Genomic DNA, 16,016 nt, shown 5'->3' with positions numbered 1-16,016 from the left:
GGCAGGAACTGCAGAAGATAATATCAGAAGTGTCTTTGTCTGCATTCCTGCTTTCACAGGGAGGTAAGAATGAAGGGAAAGACAGCAATTGGCGCGGCACTGGATGCCGCCGGAGCGAAGGCCCAGTACGACGGGCATGTAAAGCGTATCCTGGGTAACAGACAGGTTCTGGCACGTATTCTTAAGGGTGCTTCTGAGGAATTCCGGGAGTACTCCCCGGAAGAAATCGTCGGCTGGATTGAGCCTGACATCGAGATTGAGGGGACAGCGCTGCGTCCGGGAGAAACAGGGAAGGGTAAGCTTCTTATCACAGGGGACAGCACGGAGAGCAGGATACCCGGAGAGGGAACAATAACCTATGATATCAGGTTCCGCGTTTATGTTCCCGGGCAGGGGCGCAGGGAGACGGTAAAGCTTCTGATGAATGTGGAGGCGCAGAAAAAATTCTACCTGAAATATCGGATAGTAACCAGGGGAATATTTTACGGCGCAAGAATGCTTTCGGAACAGCTGGACAGGGAATTTACAGACTCGGAATATGGGAAGCTGAAAAAGGTATATAGCATATGGATTTGTATGAATGCGCCCCTGCACATAGGAAACGCCCTGACAGAGTATTGGATTGGGAAAAGAGATATTATTGGGATAATGCCGGAAAAGAAAAAGAATTATGATAAACTTTCAGTTATCATTATCTGCCTGAATGAAAAGAGCAAGGAGAAAGGGGGAGAACTGCACGGCTTTCTGAATACCCTGCTTTCCCCCAGGATGAATGCAGCCAGGAAAAAGGAAGTGCTGTTAAGGGACTATGGAATTGAGATGGAACAGGAAATAGGAGAGGAGCTGAAGCAGATGTGTAATTTAAGTGAGGCCATTGAGGAAAATGCTATGCGAAAGGGGGTAAGGAAAGGCGTAAGAAAAGGCGTAAGAAAGGGAATCAGCCTGACTAAGAATATAATGCGTCTGGCGGGAGAGGGGAAAACGGAAGAAGAAATTTCGGCCCTCTGCGGCGTTAGTACAAAGATGGTGCGTGAGATTATGGAGGCTTAGCGGGGTATGTATCCAAAGGAAATTATAACTATAATATTCTTCTAGAAAAAACAGAGCCGTCTGTGTCTGATATCAGTAAAGTATCGGACGCAGGCGGTTCTTTGCGTAGCCGCAGAGGGAGAAGCGGCCAGGGTTATGAGGGCAGGAGGGCTTTCTCCTTGATTTTACCTTCCTTCATGTCTCCGCTGATTTCATATTGACGCAATATCATAGAAATCCTATAATTAAGTTCTGCGCGCCGGCCTGCAAGGGAAACCACGATTACAGAGGCAGGTCCTGCGCCGGACTTTTTTATATTAAGGGGAGATAGTATGTTATGTTAATCAGGAATTATGTGCAGCAGCTAAAAAAAGAGTTTAAGAACTACAGCGGGGCCGATCTTATAAAGGATCTCATGGCCGGGCTGACGGTTGCGGCGGTGGCACTTCCGCTGGCGCTGGCCTTCGGCGTAAGCAGCGGTGCGACGGCGGCGGCCGGGCTGGTTACGGCCATTATTGCCGGCCTGGTAATCGGTGCGTTTTCGGGCGGGTTTTATCAGATATCCGGCCCTACGGGGGCAATGGCAGCCATATTGATGTCCGTTATTGCAGGATATGGCCTGCAGGGAGTTTTTGCGGCCACGCTCATTGCGGGTGTCCTGCTTGTGCTTTGCGGTATTTTCCATATCGGCAGGCTGACAAGCTTTATCCCGGCGCCTGTTATTACAGGATTTACATCCGGTATTGCCGTAATTATTGCAATGGGGCAGATTGATAATTTTTTTGGAGTTGCATCGGAAGGATCCAGCGCCGTGCAAAAGCTTTTCAGCTATGGGCGTCTGGGCTTTCCGGTGAATTTGCAGGCTGTTTTGCTGGGAATGTTTGTTGTATTATTTATGGTGTTTTTCCCGAAAAAATGGAACGCGGTGGTGCCGGCTTCCTTTCTGAGCATTATTATTGCCACAGTGATTTCTGTTGTAATGAAACTGGATGTGGAAACGGTGGGCGCCATTCCCAAAACGCTTTTCCTGGAGGACCGTCTGGATATTGCGGCGCTGAATCTCCAGGATATCAAAGGGCTTTTCGGCCCGGCGGTGAGTATTGCCATGCTGGGGATGATTGAAAGCCTGCTGTGCGGGGCCAGCGCCGGGAAAATGGCAAATGTCAGGCTGAACAGCGATCAGGAGCTGGTGGCGCAGGGCATCGGAAATATTATCCTGCCCTTTTTCGGGGGGATTCCCGCAACTGCGGCCATTGCCAGGACGAGCGTTGCGCTGAAATCCGGGGCGCGCACAAGGCTGACCGGAATATTCCATGCGCTGGGGCTTCTTGTTTTTATGTTTATCCTGGGGCCTGTGATGGCAAAGATTCCCCTGTCCGCCCTTGCGGGGGTTCTGATGGTGACCGCCTTCCGTATGAATGACTGGAAGGAAATCAGGTATATTTTTTCCCATCATTTCAAGGGGGCCGCAGCCAAATACCTGATTACCATGGCGGCGACCATTTTGTTTGATCTGACTACGGCGATTCTGCTGGGTGTGGTAACCGGGCTGGTTCTTCTGGTCAGCCGTTTGTCCCATATAGAAATCAATTATGAGAAAGTGGATATGAGCCGTATCAATAATGCGGACGAGAGGCTGAATAAGAAGTATGAAAATGCTGCGGTCGCTTATCTGACGGGAACCATAATTTTTGCAAACACGCAGAATATTGAGGGAATCCTTGTAAAAATGCAGGAGTTTGATACCGTTCTGCTGTCCATGCGAGGGGTTTCCTATATGGATATCTCAGGCGCCATTACTTTTATGCAGGTGTTGGCCGAGCTGCAGAAACAGGGGAAGAAAATCTTTTTATGCGGAGTGCCGGGCAGTACCATGAATATGCTGAAGCGTTCCGGCATTTATGATATGATTGGGGAGAATAATTTCTATTGGAGTGTGGAACGGGCGCTGCTGGAAGACGGAGAGGCCGCTTAGGAAATAATCCTGCGGGCCGCTTGGCTTAAAATCTTAGCTTTAAGTTTAAAAAGAAAGGAGCAAAACCATATCGTTTATGGTTTTGCTCTTTTTCCGGTGAGTAATTATTAACCGGCAGCAATTCTTTTTCTTTTGGAAAATACTTTAAGCAAATTCCTACTGCTGTAGCTTGGTTGTGTTTCCAGCCTGATACTGCTCCAGTCTTTCATCCAGGATTGCCTGATATCCGGCATCCAGATATTTCTGAGTCAGTTCATCATACAGAGCATCAAACTCTTCGGGTGCACACATGGTCAGCTGATCCCTGTATTCCTTATACAGCTCACCCAGTGTACCGCGGTATTCGCTTTCAGACTCAAGGGCAACGGAGTAAACTGCATCAATAATTGCCAGTCCTTCATCAGCCATTTTTACACGTGTATTGTAGAAGTCAAGCACTTCCTGTGTGAAATCCTGAGGTAAATCCTGAGGAAGGGTTGCCTTGATAATCTGTTCCATGGTACCGGCGCTTCTGCCTTCCCTTACCACTGCCCAGTAGTCCTTGTTGTTATTATAGCCCTGCTTATATTCGCCGCTGTAATCAGCCACGCTGATGGGAAGTCCTTCTGCATCAACATTGTAGTTTTCGCCTTCAACACCCCACTGTAATGTGAAGAGCACATCTTCCTGGCTCATCCATTAATCTTGGTCAGGGCATCTTCATATTCTTCATAGGTTACGGGAACATGATCATAGCCGACCTGATCAAGCCAGTCCGTACGCCAGAATACCTGCCAGGTATAGCCTGTGTTGTAGAAAGGTCTGTTTGCCAGGGCAAAATATGTTTCGCCGTTCATAACAGAGTAATCAACCAGATTATTTTCCACCATGGAATTGTACGTTTTCTATTCATATTCAAATTTGTTTTGTGCAAAAACGACCATTTATTCCGCCTGAAGACGCCGAAACGACGTACAATGCATAAATTTTATTGGTTTTTGTAAATTAACAATAAATTTTTACGGATTGATTTAATTATTTCTGCATATCTGATAAGATTAAATAGAAAAAAAGGAGGAGGAGGAATATCATGGCAAGACGTAAAAATGTTATAACAGAATACCGCAGTTATTTTCTTCCGCTTCATTTTCCGGTGGTACTTCTTGCGGGAGATTATTGGAGGATATCTGATAAACCCAGTGGGAGGCTGCATTTTCATAATTGTCTTGAACTGGGTGTCTGCCACAGTGACAGCGGTAAGATGGAATTTTTCGGGAAGACATATACCTTTAAGAAGGGGGATGTCACCTGTATTCCCCGCAATATACCGCATACAACATATTCGGCGCCCGGGACAAAGAGCCATTGGTCCTATATTTTTTTAGATCCGGAGCTTTTATTTGCGAGGTTTCTCCCTTCCGCTTGGCGTAATTTTGATCTGTCAATGTACAGCTTTCATAACTGTAATTTTATATTTGGCCAGCAGGAATATCCTGACATATATTCTCTGGCGGTACAGGCGATTGAGGAACTGAAAAAACAGGAGACAGGATATGAGCTGAGTGCACAGGGATTATTGCTTTCACTGTATATCAAGCTTTATCGGATGCAGTATCTTGAGGCAAAGGCCAATCCCGAAATAGAATCGGGTATGCCGGAGTATTCCCAGCCAATTACCTCCGCATTAAATTACATAGAAAATTACTATGATCAGCCATTGACGGTAGAACAGCTGGCCGAACAATGTCATTTAAGCGCTACGCATTTCAGACGTACCTTTCATGATATTATGGGGATGCCGCCGCTTGAATATCTGAATATAACAAGGATTATGAAGGCCTGTGTTCTGTTGCGTAGTACCCAGGATACGATTTTAAATATTGCTGAGCAGACCGGATTTCAATCCATTTCCAGTTTTAACAGGCTTTTTGGACGTATCATGCAGATGTCTCCCAGAGAGTACCGTAAGCAGATGCTTCAGGCGGATGAACAGTTAAGGAACCAGTCTATTCTGGAATATTCGGGGTGGCTGTTTCCGGAAAGGGAATAAGAAGGACAGATAACAAATTTTGGAGGTAGAAAATGAACAAAAGAAAAACGCCTATTATGGGATGGGCATCCTGGAACTGTTTTCGGACAGGGATTTCAGAAGAAAAAATAAAGGAACAGGTGGATATGCTTGTCAGGACAGGGCTGGCTGAGCATGGCTATACCTATGTGAATATTGACGACGGCTTTTTAGGCGGAAGGGATTCCGCCGGAATAAAATAACTAGAGTAATGGCAAGGGGAATCTGGAATATATTAACAACCGTTTGTCAAAACCAGATTGGTGTGCTGCTGAAGGACGAAGTTAAAGATATACAAGGTTCATTAGAATTGCTTCTTTCAGCACTTGTAGAGGAAACGGAAACCACTCATCTTGTAGATGAAATTCCTTCAATTATTAAGGAACAGTCTTTTACCTACGATGCAGAGTTGGATAAAATATGCTTTATTATTGATCGGGATAGAAAAAGCTTTATATATCCAAAGTCAAAATACGATAGTGAGGAGCTTTTAAGGAGAATTGATAAGGCGGTTGTGAATGAAAAACAGTTTTGCGAAGATGACATAGAACTTGAACATTCTGTAGGAAGTAAGGTTGGTAAGCTTGTTGAAGAACTAAGAAAATAACTGTAATTTTTGTACCTGAAAATATGGTATGACATTATGGAAAATGTCAACCTAATGCTTGCCAGTAATGCATTTCACTGTTATTCATGACAGCAATGTATGGCTTTATATAAAAAGGGCAGGAGAAAAACAATTAATCTGACAAAAAACAGGAGGACTTCTGGTTTACCCTGCTGCGCAGGGAGGACGAACGCCCGCTGTGGCATCCGGAACTGGAACTGATTTTCGTACTAAAAGGGGCGGGCGGGTATGCTTTACCCATAACGGGCCGGCATACCGCATCAATGAAGGGGATATTTTTGCCGTCAACAGCTTCCAGATGCTTGAGCTTGAGCTGGACGGGGATGCGTATGCGCTGTCGCTGTCGATTTCCCTGCATTATCTGGCCTCCATCAGTCCGGAGCTTCTGAGCCACAAGGTAAACTGCCGTTCCTTCCTGTATCCGAAGGACAGGCAGGAGATCTATGATGTACTCCGGAACAATCTGGCCCGGGCCTTTCAGGCGCAGTATAAATATGAGATGAGGCAGTCCCTCTATTTAAAGAACCGGATTGCGGCGCTTCTTGAAAACCTGGTCCGGCATTTCCTGGAGGAAAAGGAGGAGCTGCCGGAGGGCGGTGGCTGGGAGCGTCTGAAACCGGCCAACCGGTACCAGGTGTTTCAGCGGAAGGAGGCGATCCGACGGTAATGGCAGATTTACAGAAACAGGAGACAGAAGGAAAATAAGAGTCATTCAGGGAAACACATGGCTGCACGGTGGCGGATATTTCGCCGGATCTTCCATTGAGCAGGTTGCCTATGACGGGTATAACATGTGCATGGACGGGGATGTGGTTGTGGTTTCCGTCAATCACCGTCTGAATCTGCTGGGATATCTTGATCTGTCCCCCTTCGGGGAAAAGTACAAAAACTCCGGAAATGCAGGCCATGCGGATATGGTGGCGGCATTACGCTGGATACATAAAAATATCGCCCTGTTCGGCGGGAATCCTGAGAATGTAACAATTTTCGGCCAATCCGGAGGCGGTATGAAGGTGGCCGACCTGATGCAGATTCCGGATGCGGACGGCCTGTTCCATAAGGGCATGATCATGAGCGGCGTTGGGGATGCAGCCACACTGCCTATCTGCCGCGGCGACGGGCGTGAGATCGTTAGGGCACTGCTCGCGGAGCTGGGGCTTGGCGAGGGGGATGTGGAAAAGCTGGAAACCGTACCTTATTATGAGCTGGCAAAAGCCTACACAAAGGTCAGCGCGCTGATTGCCATGAAGGGCGGCTATGTGGGAGGATCCCCGCTGTTAAATGATTATTATCTCGGCAGCCCGCTGGAGTGCGGCTTCCGTGAACATGCATATCAGATCCCGCTTTTGATCGGTTCCGTATTCGGGGAGTTCGCATTCCTGCCGGAAACCTATGATAAAACAAAGCTGTCTGGGGAAGAGGCAAGGGAGATTATCGCAAAGGTTTATGGGGAACATACGGATGAAATGATCGCCGCCTTTGCCAAAGCCTATCCCGGAAAATATGCCACGGATCTGCTGAATGTGGACCGTGTGATGCGTCAGCCCTCCAAACGTCTGGCAAAGCTCCACGCGAAGGGAGACGCGGGGACCTACCTTTACAACTTTATCCTGGAGTTCCCGATCCAGCATCAGAAAATCGCATGGCACTGTTCGGATATCCCCTTCTTTTTCCACAATACGGATAAGGTGGAGGTATGCGGCATCCAGGGTGTTTCCGATGAACTGGAGGCCCGGATGTTCGGCGCCCTGATGACCTTTACACGGACCGGCAGGCCGGGACATTCCGGACTTCCCCAGTGGGATGCGGTAACGGAGGAAAAAGAGCCTACCATGATCTTTGACCGCAGCTGTGAGGTGCGCGACCATTATGACGACGCTCTGTATGAGCTGATTGACAGTATTCTTCCGCCCTTTAACCTGATGGAAATGATGAAGAATCAGGATGTCCAGCACTGAGCAGGTTTGTATGAAGATAAACATGTGTGAAGAAGAACATGCATGTACCGGGAAGAGAGAAGCAATATGGTAAAAATGCAGGTGCTTCTTTATCCGGCCGTAAACATTGCCGGGCGGGAAACTGAATTTTTTCATGGCATGAATCCGGAAAAATATCATTGCAGCAAAAAACATGAGAAGGTTATAAAGACCATGTTTTCCATGATGAGCGGCATGATGGGCGGCCAGGCCGGGTCGAACATGCTGGAGGAGGTGTACCTGCAGGGTCGTCTGGAAAAAGAACATATTTATGCCTCCCCGCTTCTGGATGATATGCATGATCTGCCGCCCACGCTTCTTCTGTTCGGGGAACATGATTTTCTGGTATTTGAGGATTTTGCCTACGCCAGAACGCTACAAAAGGCGGGAACGGCGCTTAAGATGGTGGTTTACCGGGAACCGGCTTTGCCGATCAGATTGGCGTGGGCCCCAGGCTGAGGACTGTATCAGAGAAATCGCGGTATACATGAAGGAAATATTGTGATTGCAGGAGAAAAAGCAGTTACGTTACTTTGTAAAAAGGGGGACTGGCCATTACCGGGTGCGCCGTATGGCTTGCGGCAAAGGTGCCTGAGGAAAAGAGGGATAAGGCGATTGCCTTCGGTGTGACGGCGCTTCTTTATTTTACGGCGGTCATTCCATGAATTCCGCAGGCGTCATCCTGCTGCTGCTGTTTCCGGGAATTTATCCTGCTCTGGCGGGAAAGGAAAATATCTTCCGGGCCGTCGTCTACATCTGGTGTCTTGTTGTGGGCAGCAGCCGTGTGTTTATGGGAGCGCATTTTGCCAGTGACGTGACGGTGGGGATCCTGATTTCCCTGGCGTTGTTTGAACTGGTGAGTTTTCTTGTGGATAAGGTAAAGACTAAACAGATGCATAGTTAATATCATAGGAATATATAAAACAGAGGGCTATTGGTAGTCCCCTGTTTTTTATAGTTTGTAATAATTTTTCCGTGATGCAGTATCGTACCACGAATAAAGCCTCGCCGGACAGGCAACACTCCTCAATAGGATACAGAAAGGGATTTTCAGACGAAGTATTTTATTTGGAGGAGACAGCAATGAGCATTCAAAAAGGTGATATATATTACGCAGACTTACGTCCGGTGATCGGCTCAGAACAGGGAGGCATCCGTCCGGTTCTTATCATTCAGAATGATATGGGCAACCGCTACAGCCCCACCGTCATCGTGGCCGCAATAACAAGCCAGACCGGAAAGCATAAGCTTCCCACGCATATACCGCTTGAGGATTCCAAATTCGGTTTAAGAAAGGATTCCATCATTCTTCTGGAGCAGGTGCGTACCATTGACCGCTCAAGGCTTAAGGAATACATAGGCAGAGTGGACAATCTTTTGTTGGGACAGGTGGACCGGGCGCTTGCGGTAAGCTTTGGGATGTGTATGTAAGGTAAAGGTTATTTGGGAATGCGGTAGATAGTCAAAAACTATTTATCGCATTCTTTTTTTGTAATACTTACTTCGTAACTGTTTTGTGGGTCAGTATATTTAGCCGTGCAGACAGACATGTCCGTTTAGGCTGGTTTACAGAAAAGCAGCGCAGGATGTATATGAGAGCATCGGCGGCAAAGAGAATATTATCAGTGCGGCGCACTGCGCCGCCAGGCTGCGGCTGGTAATAGCGGACAATGACAAATGCGATAAGGATGCGGTGGAAAATATTGAAGGAGTAAAGGGCGTGTTCTTTGCCTCCGGCCAGCTCCAGATTATTTTCGGGACCGGCACGGTTAACAAGGTATATGACGAATCCCTGCAGATTGCGGGAATCGGCGCTGCCACCAAGGAAGAGGTGAAGCAGGCCGCCTCCGCCAGGACCAGCTTCTGGAAACGCGCTGTGAAAACGCTGGGGGACGTATTTGTACCCATCATTCCGGCCATCGTGGCAAGCGGCCTTTTAATGGGACTTCTGGAAGGCCTCTGCAAGATTTATCCGGCCATGGCCCAGTCCGGCGCTTATACCATCCTGCATCTGTTCAGCAATGCCGCTTTCGTGTTCCTGCCTGTGCTCATCGCCATCAGTGCGGCGCGGGTTTTCGGCGGAAATCTGTTTCTGGGCGCAGTAGTGGGCATGATTATGATTCATCCGGATCTGCTCAATGCCTGGAGCGTGGCCGGCGCGGAATCCATCCCAACGGCGGATGCCTGGTTCGGACTGTACCAGATCAACCTGGTGGGCTACCAGGGACATGTAATTCCCGTGGTAATCGCCGTCTGGATCATGTGCATGCTGGAGAAGAAGCTGCATAAAATCGTGCCTGAAATCCTGGATCTTTTCGTAACGCCTCTCGTAACCGTACTTGTGACCGGTTACCTGACGCTGACAATCATCGGCCCCGTATTTTCCTGGATTGAAAATGGCGTCCTTTCCGGCATGCAGTTCCTGATTACCCTGCCCTTCGGCATCGGCGCCGCTGTCTGCGGGGCTGCCTATGCGCCTACGGTAGTGGCCGGCGTGCACCATATGTACAATGCGCTGGAGGCCGGACTTCTGAGCGGGACAGGCCTGAATACCTGGATGCCCATTGCCTTGCCAGCGGCGTGCTTGGAAACGGTATGGCTATAATACCCTCAGAAGGGAAGGTATACGCTCCCTTTGACGGGACGGTGCAGACCATTTTCTCTACGGGCCATGCGGTGGGACTGCTGGGCACGGACGGTACGGAGATCCTGATTCATATCGGCATGGATACCGTAAAGCTGGAAGGAAAATATTTTACCGCCCATGTGCAGGACGGCTCCGATGTGAAAAAGGGAGATCTGCTGATAGAGTTTGACCGGGAAGGAATTCTTGGGAAAGGCTATGATATAACAACCCCCGTTATCGTGACGAACACCGGAGATTATGCACAGGTAAATACGCAGGCGGCCGCTCTGTAAAGGCCGGGGAACCGGTGCTCTCCCGTGTAAAATAAACAGTGTGCCAAACAAAAAGAGGAGGAGCAGCGGCCATGAACGAAGCAGGACTGCAGATGATCCGGAAAATCAGGGAGGCGGAAGCGGCGGCGCAGGAAGGGGTGCAGAAAGACCCCTGGCGTCTGAAGTTCCATCTTATGCCGCCCGCAGGATGGCTGAACGACCCTAACGGCCTGTGCCAGATGAACGGTGTCTACCATGTTTTTTTCCAATATTCGCCCTTTGACCCCTGCGGCGGGGAAAAGTTCTGGGGGCATTACACCAGCCGGAACCTGACGGACTGGGAATATGCGGGCGTTCCCCTGGCCCCGGATGAACAGTTTGACAGAAGCGGCGTTTATTCCGGAAGCTGTCTTATAAAGGATGGGATCATGTATCTGTTTTACACAGGAAATGTGAAGCTTCCGGGAGACTTTGACTATGTCACCCAGGGACGGGAGGCCAACACGGTGCTGGTGGAAAGCCGGGACGGCAGGACCTTTGGGGATAAAAAGCTGCTGCTTACGAACAGGGATTATCCGGCGGACTATACCCTGCACATCCGCGACCCCAAGGTATTTGCCCTGGAAAACAGATACTATATGGTTTTGGGGGGCAGGAAGAAAAATGACTGCGGGGCGGTGCTGCTCTATGAAAGCTGTGATTTGGAAAACTGGCGATTTTGCCGGGAACTGACCGTGCCCATGAGGTTCGGCTATATGTGGGAATGCCCTGATTTGTTTTACACAGGGGGAAAATGGTTCCTCTCCCTTTCCCCCCAGGGGCTTCCCAGGAATGAACACGAATTCTAGAATGTCTATACGGCAGGTTATTTTCAGATAAACGGAGATTTCCGGGCGGGCTGCCGGCTGGAGGATTTCCGGGAATGGGACAAGGGGTTTGATTTCTACGCTCCTCAGACCTTTACGGATGAAAGCGGCAGGACCCTGCTGATCGCCTGGGCCGGCCTGCCGGATGTTGAGGAGGAATATGTAAACCCCACGATAGAAAGCGGCTGGCAGCATGCGCTTACGGTTCCGCGGGTCATCCGGGAACAAAACGGCCGCCTGCTCCAGTATCCGGTTCCCGAGCTGGAAGCCCTGCGCGGCGAACGGCAGGAGGTGAGGGCCGGGGAAGCCGTGTACTGCGCTCCCGCCTTTGATTTGATAGTCTCTGTGGATGAAAAAGGAGGCGCCGGTGCCAGCGGCGCAAAAGACAGTAAACTGTCAATTACGATTGCAGACGCTCTCAGGTTTACCTGGGACGGAAAAGAGGCGGTGCTTTCCTTCACGGACGATGTTGCCGGCAGACAGATCGGCGCCGGCAGGGGGCGCACGCAGCGGAGGGCGCTGATCTCCGGTATACAGGAAGTACGTATCCTGGCAGATACATCCCTGATAGAGATTTATGTCAACCATGGAGAAACAGTGTTTACCACCCGTTTTTACCCGACGGAGGATACCAGGCGCCTTCTCATGGAAGGAGTGTCTGCTAAAGCCGGCGTTCTTTGGCCCATGTGTCAGGAGACTGAGTAATTAAAAATAAAAAGCGGCTTTCCCGCCTGCCCGGCATATTCCCCGTGCCGCAGGGCTGTACGGCTGCAAAATGTGAAAACTTCTTCCGAAGAGAAAAACACGGTGTTTTCCTGCGGAGGAAGTTTTTTTGGTGCCCGGATTTATGCACAGTTGGCAGAAATTGTACCTGACGTTTATGCAAGATGGAACGAAAACGAAATATTGATCGGAAATGAATTGCGTATTATGACTTCCCTTGCATTTCCCTCCTGGCTGCTGGTCAGGCAGGTAGGGGCCCTGGAGGTGATAGGAGCTCCGGTTATAGCGATCATAGCGGGAATGGTGCTGGCAATTGCCATCAGGGACAAGTCTTCTGTCAGTGGAGGCATCGCCTTTACCTGATTCCCGGCAAGACGGCGGCTCTTATCGGCGTCGGCTCCTGCATCTGCGGCGGTTCTGCCATTGCGGCCGCAGCGCCTGTCATTGACGCGGACGATGAACAAATCGCCCAGGCCATATCCGTTATTTTTCTTTTTAATGTAATAGCGGCGCTTATTTTCCCCACGCTGGGAAAGGTACTTGGGCTGACTGACACGGGCTTCGGGCTCTTTGCGGGAACAGCGGTCAACGATACCTCCTCCGTTACGGCGGCGGCCTCCACCTGGGATACGCTGCACGGTACGAACGGGGCGGTATTGGAATATTCGACCATCGTGAAGCTGACGCGGACGCTGGCAATCATACCGGTTTCGCTGATGCTTGCTTTTGTAAGGATGCAGAAGGAAAAGAAAGAAATGCGGGGGGAAGGGAAGCCGGTCAGCCTGAAAAACGTATTCCCCACATTCATACTCCATTTCGTTGCCGCCTCCATCATTACCACAGTTATCACCTCTGTCTGCACCGGGCCTGTCCTGGGAGCCGCCAATGAAATCTTCGGTTTCCTCAAGCAGCTGAGCAAGTTCTTTATCGTTATGGCCATGGCGGCTATCGGAATCAACACAAATGTGGTAAAACTGGTAAAAACAGGAGGCAAGCCTATTGCTCTTGGATTTACCTGCTGGGTGGCCATTGCCCTTGTGAGCCTGACCCTGCAGCAGATGCTCGGCATCTGGTAAGACGGTAAAGCCTCAATATCTGAACTGCGTCAGAAGAAGTCCTGGTTTTCAGGGCTTCTTTTTTTAGTGGTTCCGGTGATATTAAATTTCATAATTCCGTTTCTAAACTTCCGCATCATTGCTTATTCCTTTCTTGTATGATAAAATTATTAGATATATGTGGGTTGGGCAGGAATGAAAACATAATGCAGAGGGCGGAGACATGATTTCACAGAAAAAAATACTGGTGGTAGAAGATAATGAAATTAACAGGGCGATGCTGAGCGAGATTTTATCCTCGGAATATCAGGTCCTGGAGGCGGAAAACGGGGCGGTGGCTCTGGATGTGCTGAAGGAGTATGGGGAGGGGATTTCACTAATCCTGCTGGACATCATCATGCCTGTCATGGACGGCTATACCTTCCTGGCTCATGTAAAGGCGGATCAGGCCTATTCTTCGATTCCTGTGATTGTTACGACGCAGAGCGACGGTGAATCCGACGAGGTGGCGGCGCTTTCCCATGGGGCGGCGGATTTCGTGGCGAAGCCCTACCGTCCGCAGATCATACTGCACAGGGTGGCGAGCATCATTAATTTAAGGGAAACGGCGGCTGTGATTAATATGATCCAGTATGACCGGCTGACCGGGCTGTACAGCAAAGAGTTTTTTTATCAGCGCGTGAAGGAAATCCTGCTGCAGCATCCGGACAGGGAGTATGATATCCTGTGCTCCGATATAGAGAATTTCAAGCTTATCAATGATATATTCGGCATACCGGCAGGGGACCGGCTCCTGTGCGGCGTGGCCGACATGTATACCAGGCTTGTGGGAGATAAGGGGATCTGCGGCCGTTTTAACGCGGATCGGTTTGCCTGCCTGCTGGAGCATACCGCAGAATATACGGACGACATGTTCATTGAGCTGGGAATGGAGATCAATTCCCTCTCCCATGCGAAAAATATTGTGATGAAATGGGGGATTTATTCCATACACGACAGGGGGATTTCCGTGGAGCAGATGTGCGACCGGGCCTTGCTGGCGGCCAACAGCATCAAGGGGCAGTACGGCAAATACTGTGCTGCCTATGACGATCAGCTGCGGAGCCGGCTCCTGCGGGAGCAGGCCATCACGGACGGTATGGAGGCGGCGCTGGCGGAGGGCCAGTTCGAGGTGTATCTGCAGCCCAAGTACCGGATTAAGGATGACAGGCTGGCCGGAGCCGAAGCGCTTGTACGCTGGAACCATCCGGAATGGGGAATGCAGTCCCCTGCGTATTTTATTCCTTTATTTGAAAAGAACGGTTTTATCACCAAGCTGGATCAATATGTCTGGGACCGGGCCTGCGCAGTGCTGAGGGAATGGGAGGATAAGGGATATCCTCCGCTTTCCGTTTCCGTCAACGTATCCCGTGCCGACATTTACAACGCGGACATTGCGGATATTCTGCTTAACACCATCCGCAGGCACAGGCTCCCGCCTTCGCGTCTCCATCTGGAGATTACCGAGAGCGCCTATACGGAAAATCCGGCGCAGATCATCCATACCATCGGCCGGCTGCGTGAGCTGGGCTTCGTGATTGAAATGGACGATTTCGGAAGCGGCTATTCGTCCCTGAACATGCTGAATAAAATGTCCATTGATATTCTGAAGCTGGATATGAAGTTTATCCAGAGTGAGACGGCAAAGCCGGTGAATCAGGGGATTCTCCGCTTTATTATGGGACTCGCCCGCTGGATGAACCTGGGCGTGGTCGCGGAAGGCGTGGAAACCAGGGAACAGCTGGAGAGGCTCAGGGAAATCGGCTGCGATTATGTACAGGGCTACTTTTTTGCCAGGCCCATGCCCTGCGGAGAGTTTGAAGCGCTCCTGAGGAAGGAACGGACCACCGTGGACGAGGGGCAGGCGCAGGCGAAGGAGCGGCCCTGGGTGGAGCAATGGTCCCGCGTGATCCTGGTGGCGGATGAGGATGCGGAGTACCGCAGCCAGGTGAAGAAGACCTTTGAGAATAACTATCAGGTAGTGGAGGCGGCCGACGGGGAAGCGGCGCTGGCCTGCATTGCCAGCTATGAAAATAAAATTGCCGTGGCGATCCTGAGTATGACGCTTGACGGTCCGGATAATTTTTCTGTGCTTGAAGTGCTGCTTCGGGAAAAATCTGTCTGGAACATCCCCGTGATTGCCACAGGCCCCGGGGATACGCAGCTGGAGGAACGGGTGCTGGATGCGGGCGTGGATGATTTCGCAGGAAAGCCACATACCCAGAAAAGCCTGTGGAACCGGGCGCTGCGCGCCATGGGAATTACAGCGTCCAGGGAGCGGGAGCGCACCCTTCAAAATGAAGCCTACCGGGATTTCCTCACAGGGCTTCTGAACCGGAGGGGGCTGGAGGCGTCCGTGGAAGCCCTGCATAAGGAGGACTGCCCTCTGGCGGTATATCTTTTTGATTTGGACAACCTGAAATACATCAATGATTCCTTCGGACACGGAGAAGGGGACCGGATGCTCATGAAGTTCGGTGAAATTATCCGCAGCCATACCAGGGGGACAGACATTCTCTCACGGTTCGGCGGAGATGAGTTTGTCGTAGTTATGAAGCAGATGCGTTCCGAAGAAATGGCTCTTAAAAAGGGAGAAGAAATCTGCCGGGCGGTTCGTGAAAGCGGATGGAGAGAGGGTCTGGTACCGGCATGTTCTGCCGGAATTGTGATTGGTAATGAGGAAGACGGCCTGAATGAAATGGTAAAACGGGCGGATGAGGCGCTTTATAGTGCCAAAACCGCCAATAAAGGCGGATGCTGCCTCTGGAAAGGGTGAAGGG

The 16,016-nt window shown here is 50.1% G+C and carries 15 protein-coding genes and 4 pseudogenes; 17 read left to right on the top strand and 2 right to left on the bottom strand.

Going from position 1 to position 16,016, the window contains the following annotated elements; genetic code table 11:
* Positions 1-69 precede the first annotated feature (69 nt).
* Positions 70-1,050 (top strand): hypothetical protein, encoded by a 981-nt coding sequence (locus FYJ45_RS06770; RefSeq protein ID WP_154463998.1) that lies wholly within the window; start codon positions 70-72, stop codon positions 1,048-1,050.
* 316 nt (positions 1,051-1,366) lie between these two features.
* Positions 1,367-3,004: a SulP family inorganic anion transporter gene (locus FYJ45_RS06765; protein ID WP_154463997.1), complete on the top strand. Its 1,638-nt coding sequence runs from the start codon at positions 1,367-1,369 to the stop codon at positions 3,002-3,004.
* Positions 3,005-3,160: 156 nt separating this feature from the next.
* Here the strand turns inward: FYJ45_RS06765 and FYJ45_RS06760 are convergent, their stop codons facing one another.
* Both FYJ45_RS06760 and FYJ45_RS06755 read right to left on the bottom strand, forming a co-directional pair.
* A complete protein-coding gene (locus FYJ45_RS06760) occupies positions 3,161-3,679 on the bottom strand; it encodes a type 2 periplasmic-binding domain-containing protein (RefSeq protein WP_154463996.1) in 519 nt (172 codons plus the stop codon).
* Positions 3,676-3,873: a hypothetical protein gene (locus FYJ45_RS06755; protein WP_154463995.1), complete on the bottom strand. Its 198-nt coding sequence runs from the start codon at positions 3,871-3,873 to the stop codon at positions 3,676-3,678. The genes FYJ45_RS06760 and FYJ45_RS06755 overlap by 4 nt, the downstream gene beginning before the upstream one ends.
* 200 nt (positions 3,874-4,073) lie before the next feature.
* On the opposite strand from FYJ45_RS06755, the gene FYJ45_RS06750 reads away from it, so the two are divergent.
* The 15 genes and pseudogenes from FYJ45_RS06750 (at position 4,074) to FYJ45_RS06690 (ending at position 16,012) form a co-directional block, all read left to right on the top strand.
* Positions 4,074-5,033 (top strand): AraC family transcriptional regulator, encoded by a 960-nt coding sequence (locus tag FYJ45_RS06750; protein ID WP_154463994.1) that lies wholly within the window; start codon positions 4,074-4,076, stop codon positions 5,031-5,033.
* A 32-nt stretch (positions 5,034-5,065) separates the two neighbouring features.
* Positions 5,066-5,254, top strand: a complete 189-nt coding sequence (locus FYJ45_RS06745; protein WP_154463993.1) for a hypothetical protein — start codon at positions 5,066-5,068, stop codon at positions 5,252-5,254.
* An 8-nt stretch (positions 5,255-5,262) separates the two neighbouring features.
* A complete protein-coding gene (locus FYJ45_RS06740) occupies positions 5,263-5,658 on the top strand; it encodes a hypothetical protein (RefSeq protein WP_154463992.1) in 396 nt (131 codons plus the stop codon).
* 199 nt (positions 5,659-5,857) lie between these two features.
* Entirely contained in the window at positions 5,858-6,346 is a 489-nt protein-coding gene (locus FYJ45_RS06735; protein WP_154463991.1) for a hypothetical protein, read from the top strand.
* A gap of 34 nt (positions 6,347-6,380) precedes the next feature.
* Entirely contained in the window at positions 6,381-7,637 is a 1,257-nt protein-coding gene (locus FYJ45_RS06730; protein WP_321170212.1) for a carboxylesterase family protein, read from the top strand.
* Positions 7,638-7,679: 42 nt separating this feature from the next.
* On the top strand, positions 7,680-8,114 hold the full coding sequence (locus FYJ45_RS06725; protein WP_154463989.1) for an alpha/beta hydrolase fold domain-containing protein: 435 nt from the start codon (positions 7,680-7,682) through the stop codon (positions 8,112-8,114).
* A 196-nt stretch (positions 8,115-8,310) separates the two neighbouring features.
* Positions 8,311-8,559, top strand: a pseudogene (locus tag FYJ45_RS06720) (phosphatase PAP2 family protein); the annotation flags it as partial.
* Positions 8,560-8,738: 179 nt separating this feature from the next.
* Positions 8,739-9,086 carry a type II toxin-antitoxin system PemK/MazF family toxin gene (locus FYJ45_RS06715; RefSeq protein ID WP_154463987.1) on the top strand — a complete coding sequence of 116 codons (348 nt, stop codon included), beginning with the start codon at positions 8,739-8,741 and terminating at the stop codon, positions 9,084-9,086.
* A gap of 130 nt (positions 9,087-9,216) precedes the next feature.
* Positions 9,217-9,291, top strand: a pseudogene (locus tag FYJ45_RS32605) (PTS transporter subunit EIIB); the annotation flags it as partial.
* Between the two features lie 57 nt (positions 9,292-9,348).
* Positions 9,349-10,260 carry a PTS transporter subunit EIIC gene (locus FYJ45_RS06710; protein ID WP_320620544.1) on the top strand — a complete coding sequence of 304 codons (912 nt, stop codon included), beginning with the start codon at positions 9,349-9,351 and terminating at the stop codon, positions 10,258-10,260.
* Positions 10,251-10,574: a PTS sugar transporter subunit IIA gene (locus FYJ45_RS31705; RefSeq protein WP_320620545.1), complete on the top strand. Its 324-nt coding sequence runs from the start codon at positions 10,251-10,253 to the stop codon at positions 10,572-10,574. Before FYJ45_RS06710 ends, FYJ45_RS31705 begins: the two co-directional genes overlap by 10 nt.
* Positions 10,575-10,645: 71 nt before the next feature.
* A pseudogene (locus FYJ45_RS06705) lies at positions 10,646-11,659 on the top strand (glycoside hydrolase family 32 protein); the annotation flags it as partial.
* A 51-nt stretch (positions 11,660-11,710) separates the two neighbouring features.
* Positions 11,711-12,124 carry a GH32 C-terminal domain-containing protein gene (locus FYJ45_RS29485; RefSeq protein WP_195841701.1) on the top strand — a complete coding sequence of 138 codons (414 nt, stop codon included), beginning with the start codon at positions 11,711-11,713 and terminating at the stop codon, positions 12,122-12,124.
* A gap of 225 nt (positions 12,125-12,349) precedes the next feature.
* Positions 12,350-13,218: pseudogene (locus tag FYJ45_RS06695) on the top strand (YeiH family protein).
* A 202-nt stretch (positions 13,219-13,420) separates the two neighbouring features.
* Positions 13,421-16,012: an EAL domain-containing protein gene (locus FYJ45_RS06690; RefSeq protein WP_154463985.1), complete on the top strand. Its 2,592-nt coding sequence runs from the start codon at positions 13,421-13,423 to the stop codon at positions 16,010-16,012.
* The last annotated feature ends 4 nt before the right edge of the window (positions 16,013-16,016 follow it).

The organism is Eisenbergiella porci (assembly GCF_009696275.1).
GTDB classification, from domain to species: domain Bacteria; phylum Bacillota; class Clostridia; order Lachnospirales; family Lachnospiraceae; genus Eisenbergiella; species Eisenbergiella porci.
Note: the sequence above shows the minus strand (reverse complement) of the source record. Positions and strands in the feature narration are given on the sequence as shown.

What these genes read in the sequence shown, in the direction of transcription:
- FYJ45_RS06745 (WP_154463993.1), top strand. Translation starts at nt 5,066, where the DNA reads ATGAACAAAAGAAAAACGCCTATTATGGGATGGGCATCCTGGAACTGT.
- FYJ45_RS06770 (WP_154463998.1), top strand. Translation starts at nt 70, where the DNA reads ATGAAGGGAAAGACAGCAATTGGCGCGGCACTGGATGCCGCCGGAGCG.
- FYJ45_RS06690 (WP_154463985.1), top strand. Translation starts at nt 13,421, where the DNA reads ATGATTTCACAGAAAAAAATACTGGTGGTAGAAGATAATGAAATTAAC.
- FYJ45_RS06715 (WP_154463987.1), top strand. Translation starts at nt 8,739, where the DNA reads ATGAGCATTCAAAAAGGTGATATATATTACGCAGACTTACGTCCGGTG.
- FYJ45_RS06760 (WP_154463996.1), bottom strand. Translation starts at nt 3,679, where the DNA reads ATGAGCCAGGAAGATGTGCTCTTCACATTACAGTGGGGTGTTGAAGGC.
- FYJ45_RS06750 (WP_154463994.1), top strand. Translation starts at nt 4,074, where the DNA reads ATGGCAAGACGTAAAAATGTTATAACAGAATACCGCAGTTATTTTCTT.
- FYJ45_RS31705 (WP_320620545.1), top strand. Translation starts at nt 10,251, where the DNA reads ATGGCTATAATACCCTCAGAAGGGAAGGTATACGCTCCCTTTGACGGG.
- FYJ45_RS06725 (WP_154463989.1), top strand. Translation starts at nt 7,680, where the DNA reads ATGTACCGGGAAGAGAGAAGCAATATGGTAAAAATGCAGGTGCTTCTT.
- FYJ45_RS06765 (WP_154463997.1), top strand. Translation starts at nt 1,367, where the DNA reads ATGTTAATCAGGAATTATGTGCAGCAGCTAAAAAAAGAGTTTAAGAAC.
- FYJ45_RS06755 (WP_154463995.1), bottom strand. Translation starts at nt 3,873, where the DNA reads ATGGTGGAAAATAATCTGGTTGATTACTCTGTTATGAACGGCGAAACA.
- FYJ45_RS06740 (WP_154463992.1), top strand. Translation starts at nt 5,263, where the DNA reads ATGGCAAGGGGAATCTGGAATATATTAACAACCGTTTGTCAAAACCAG.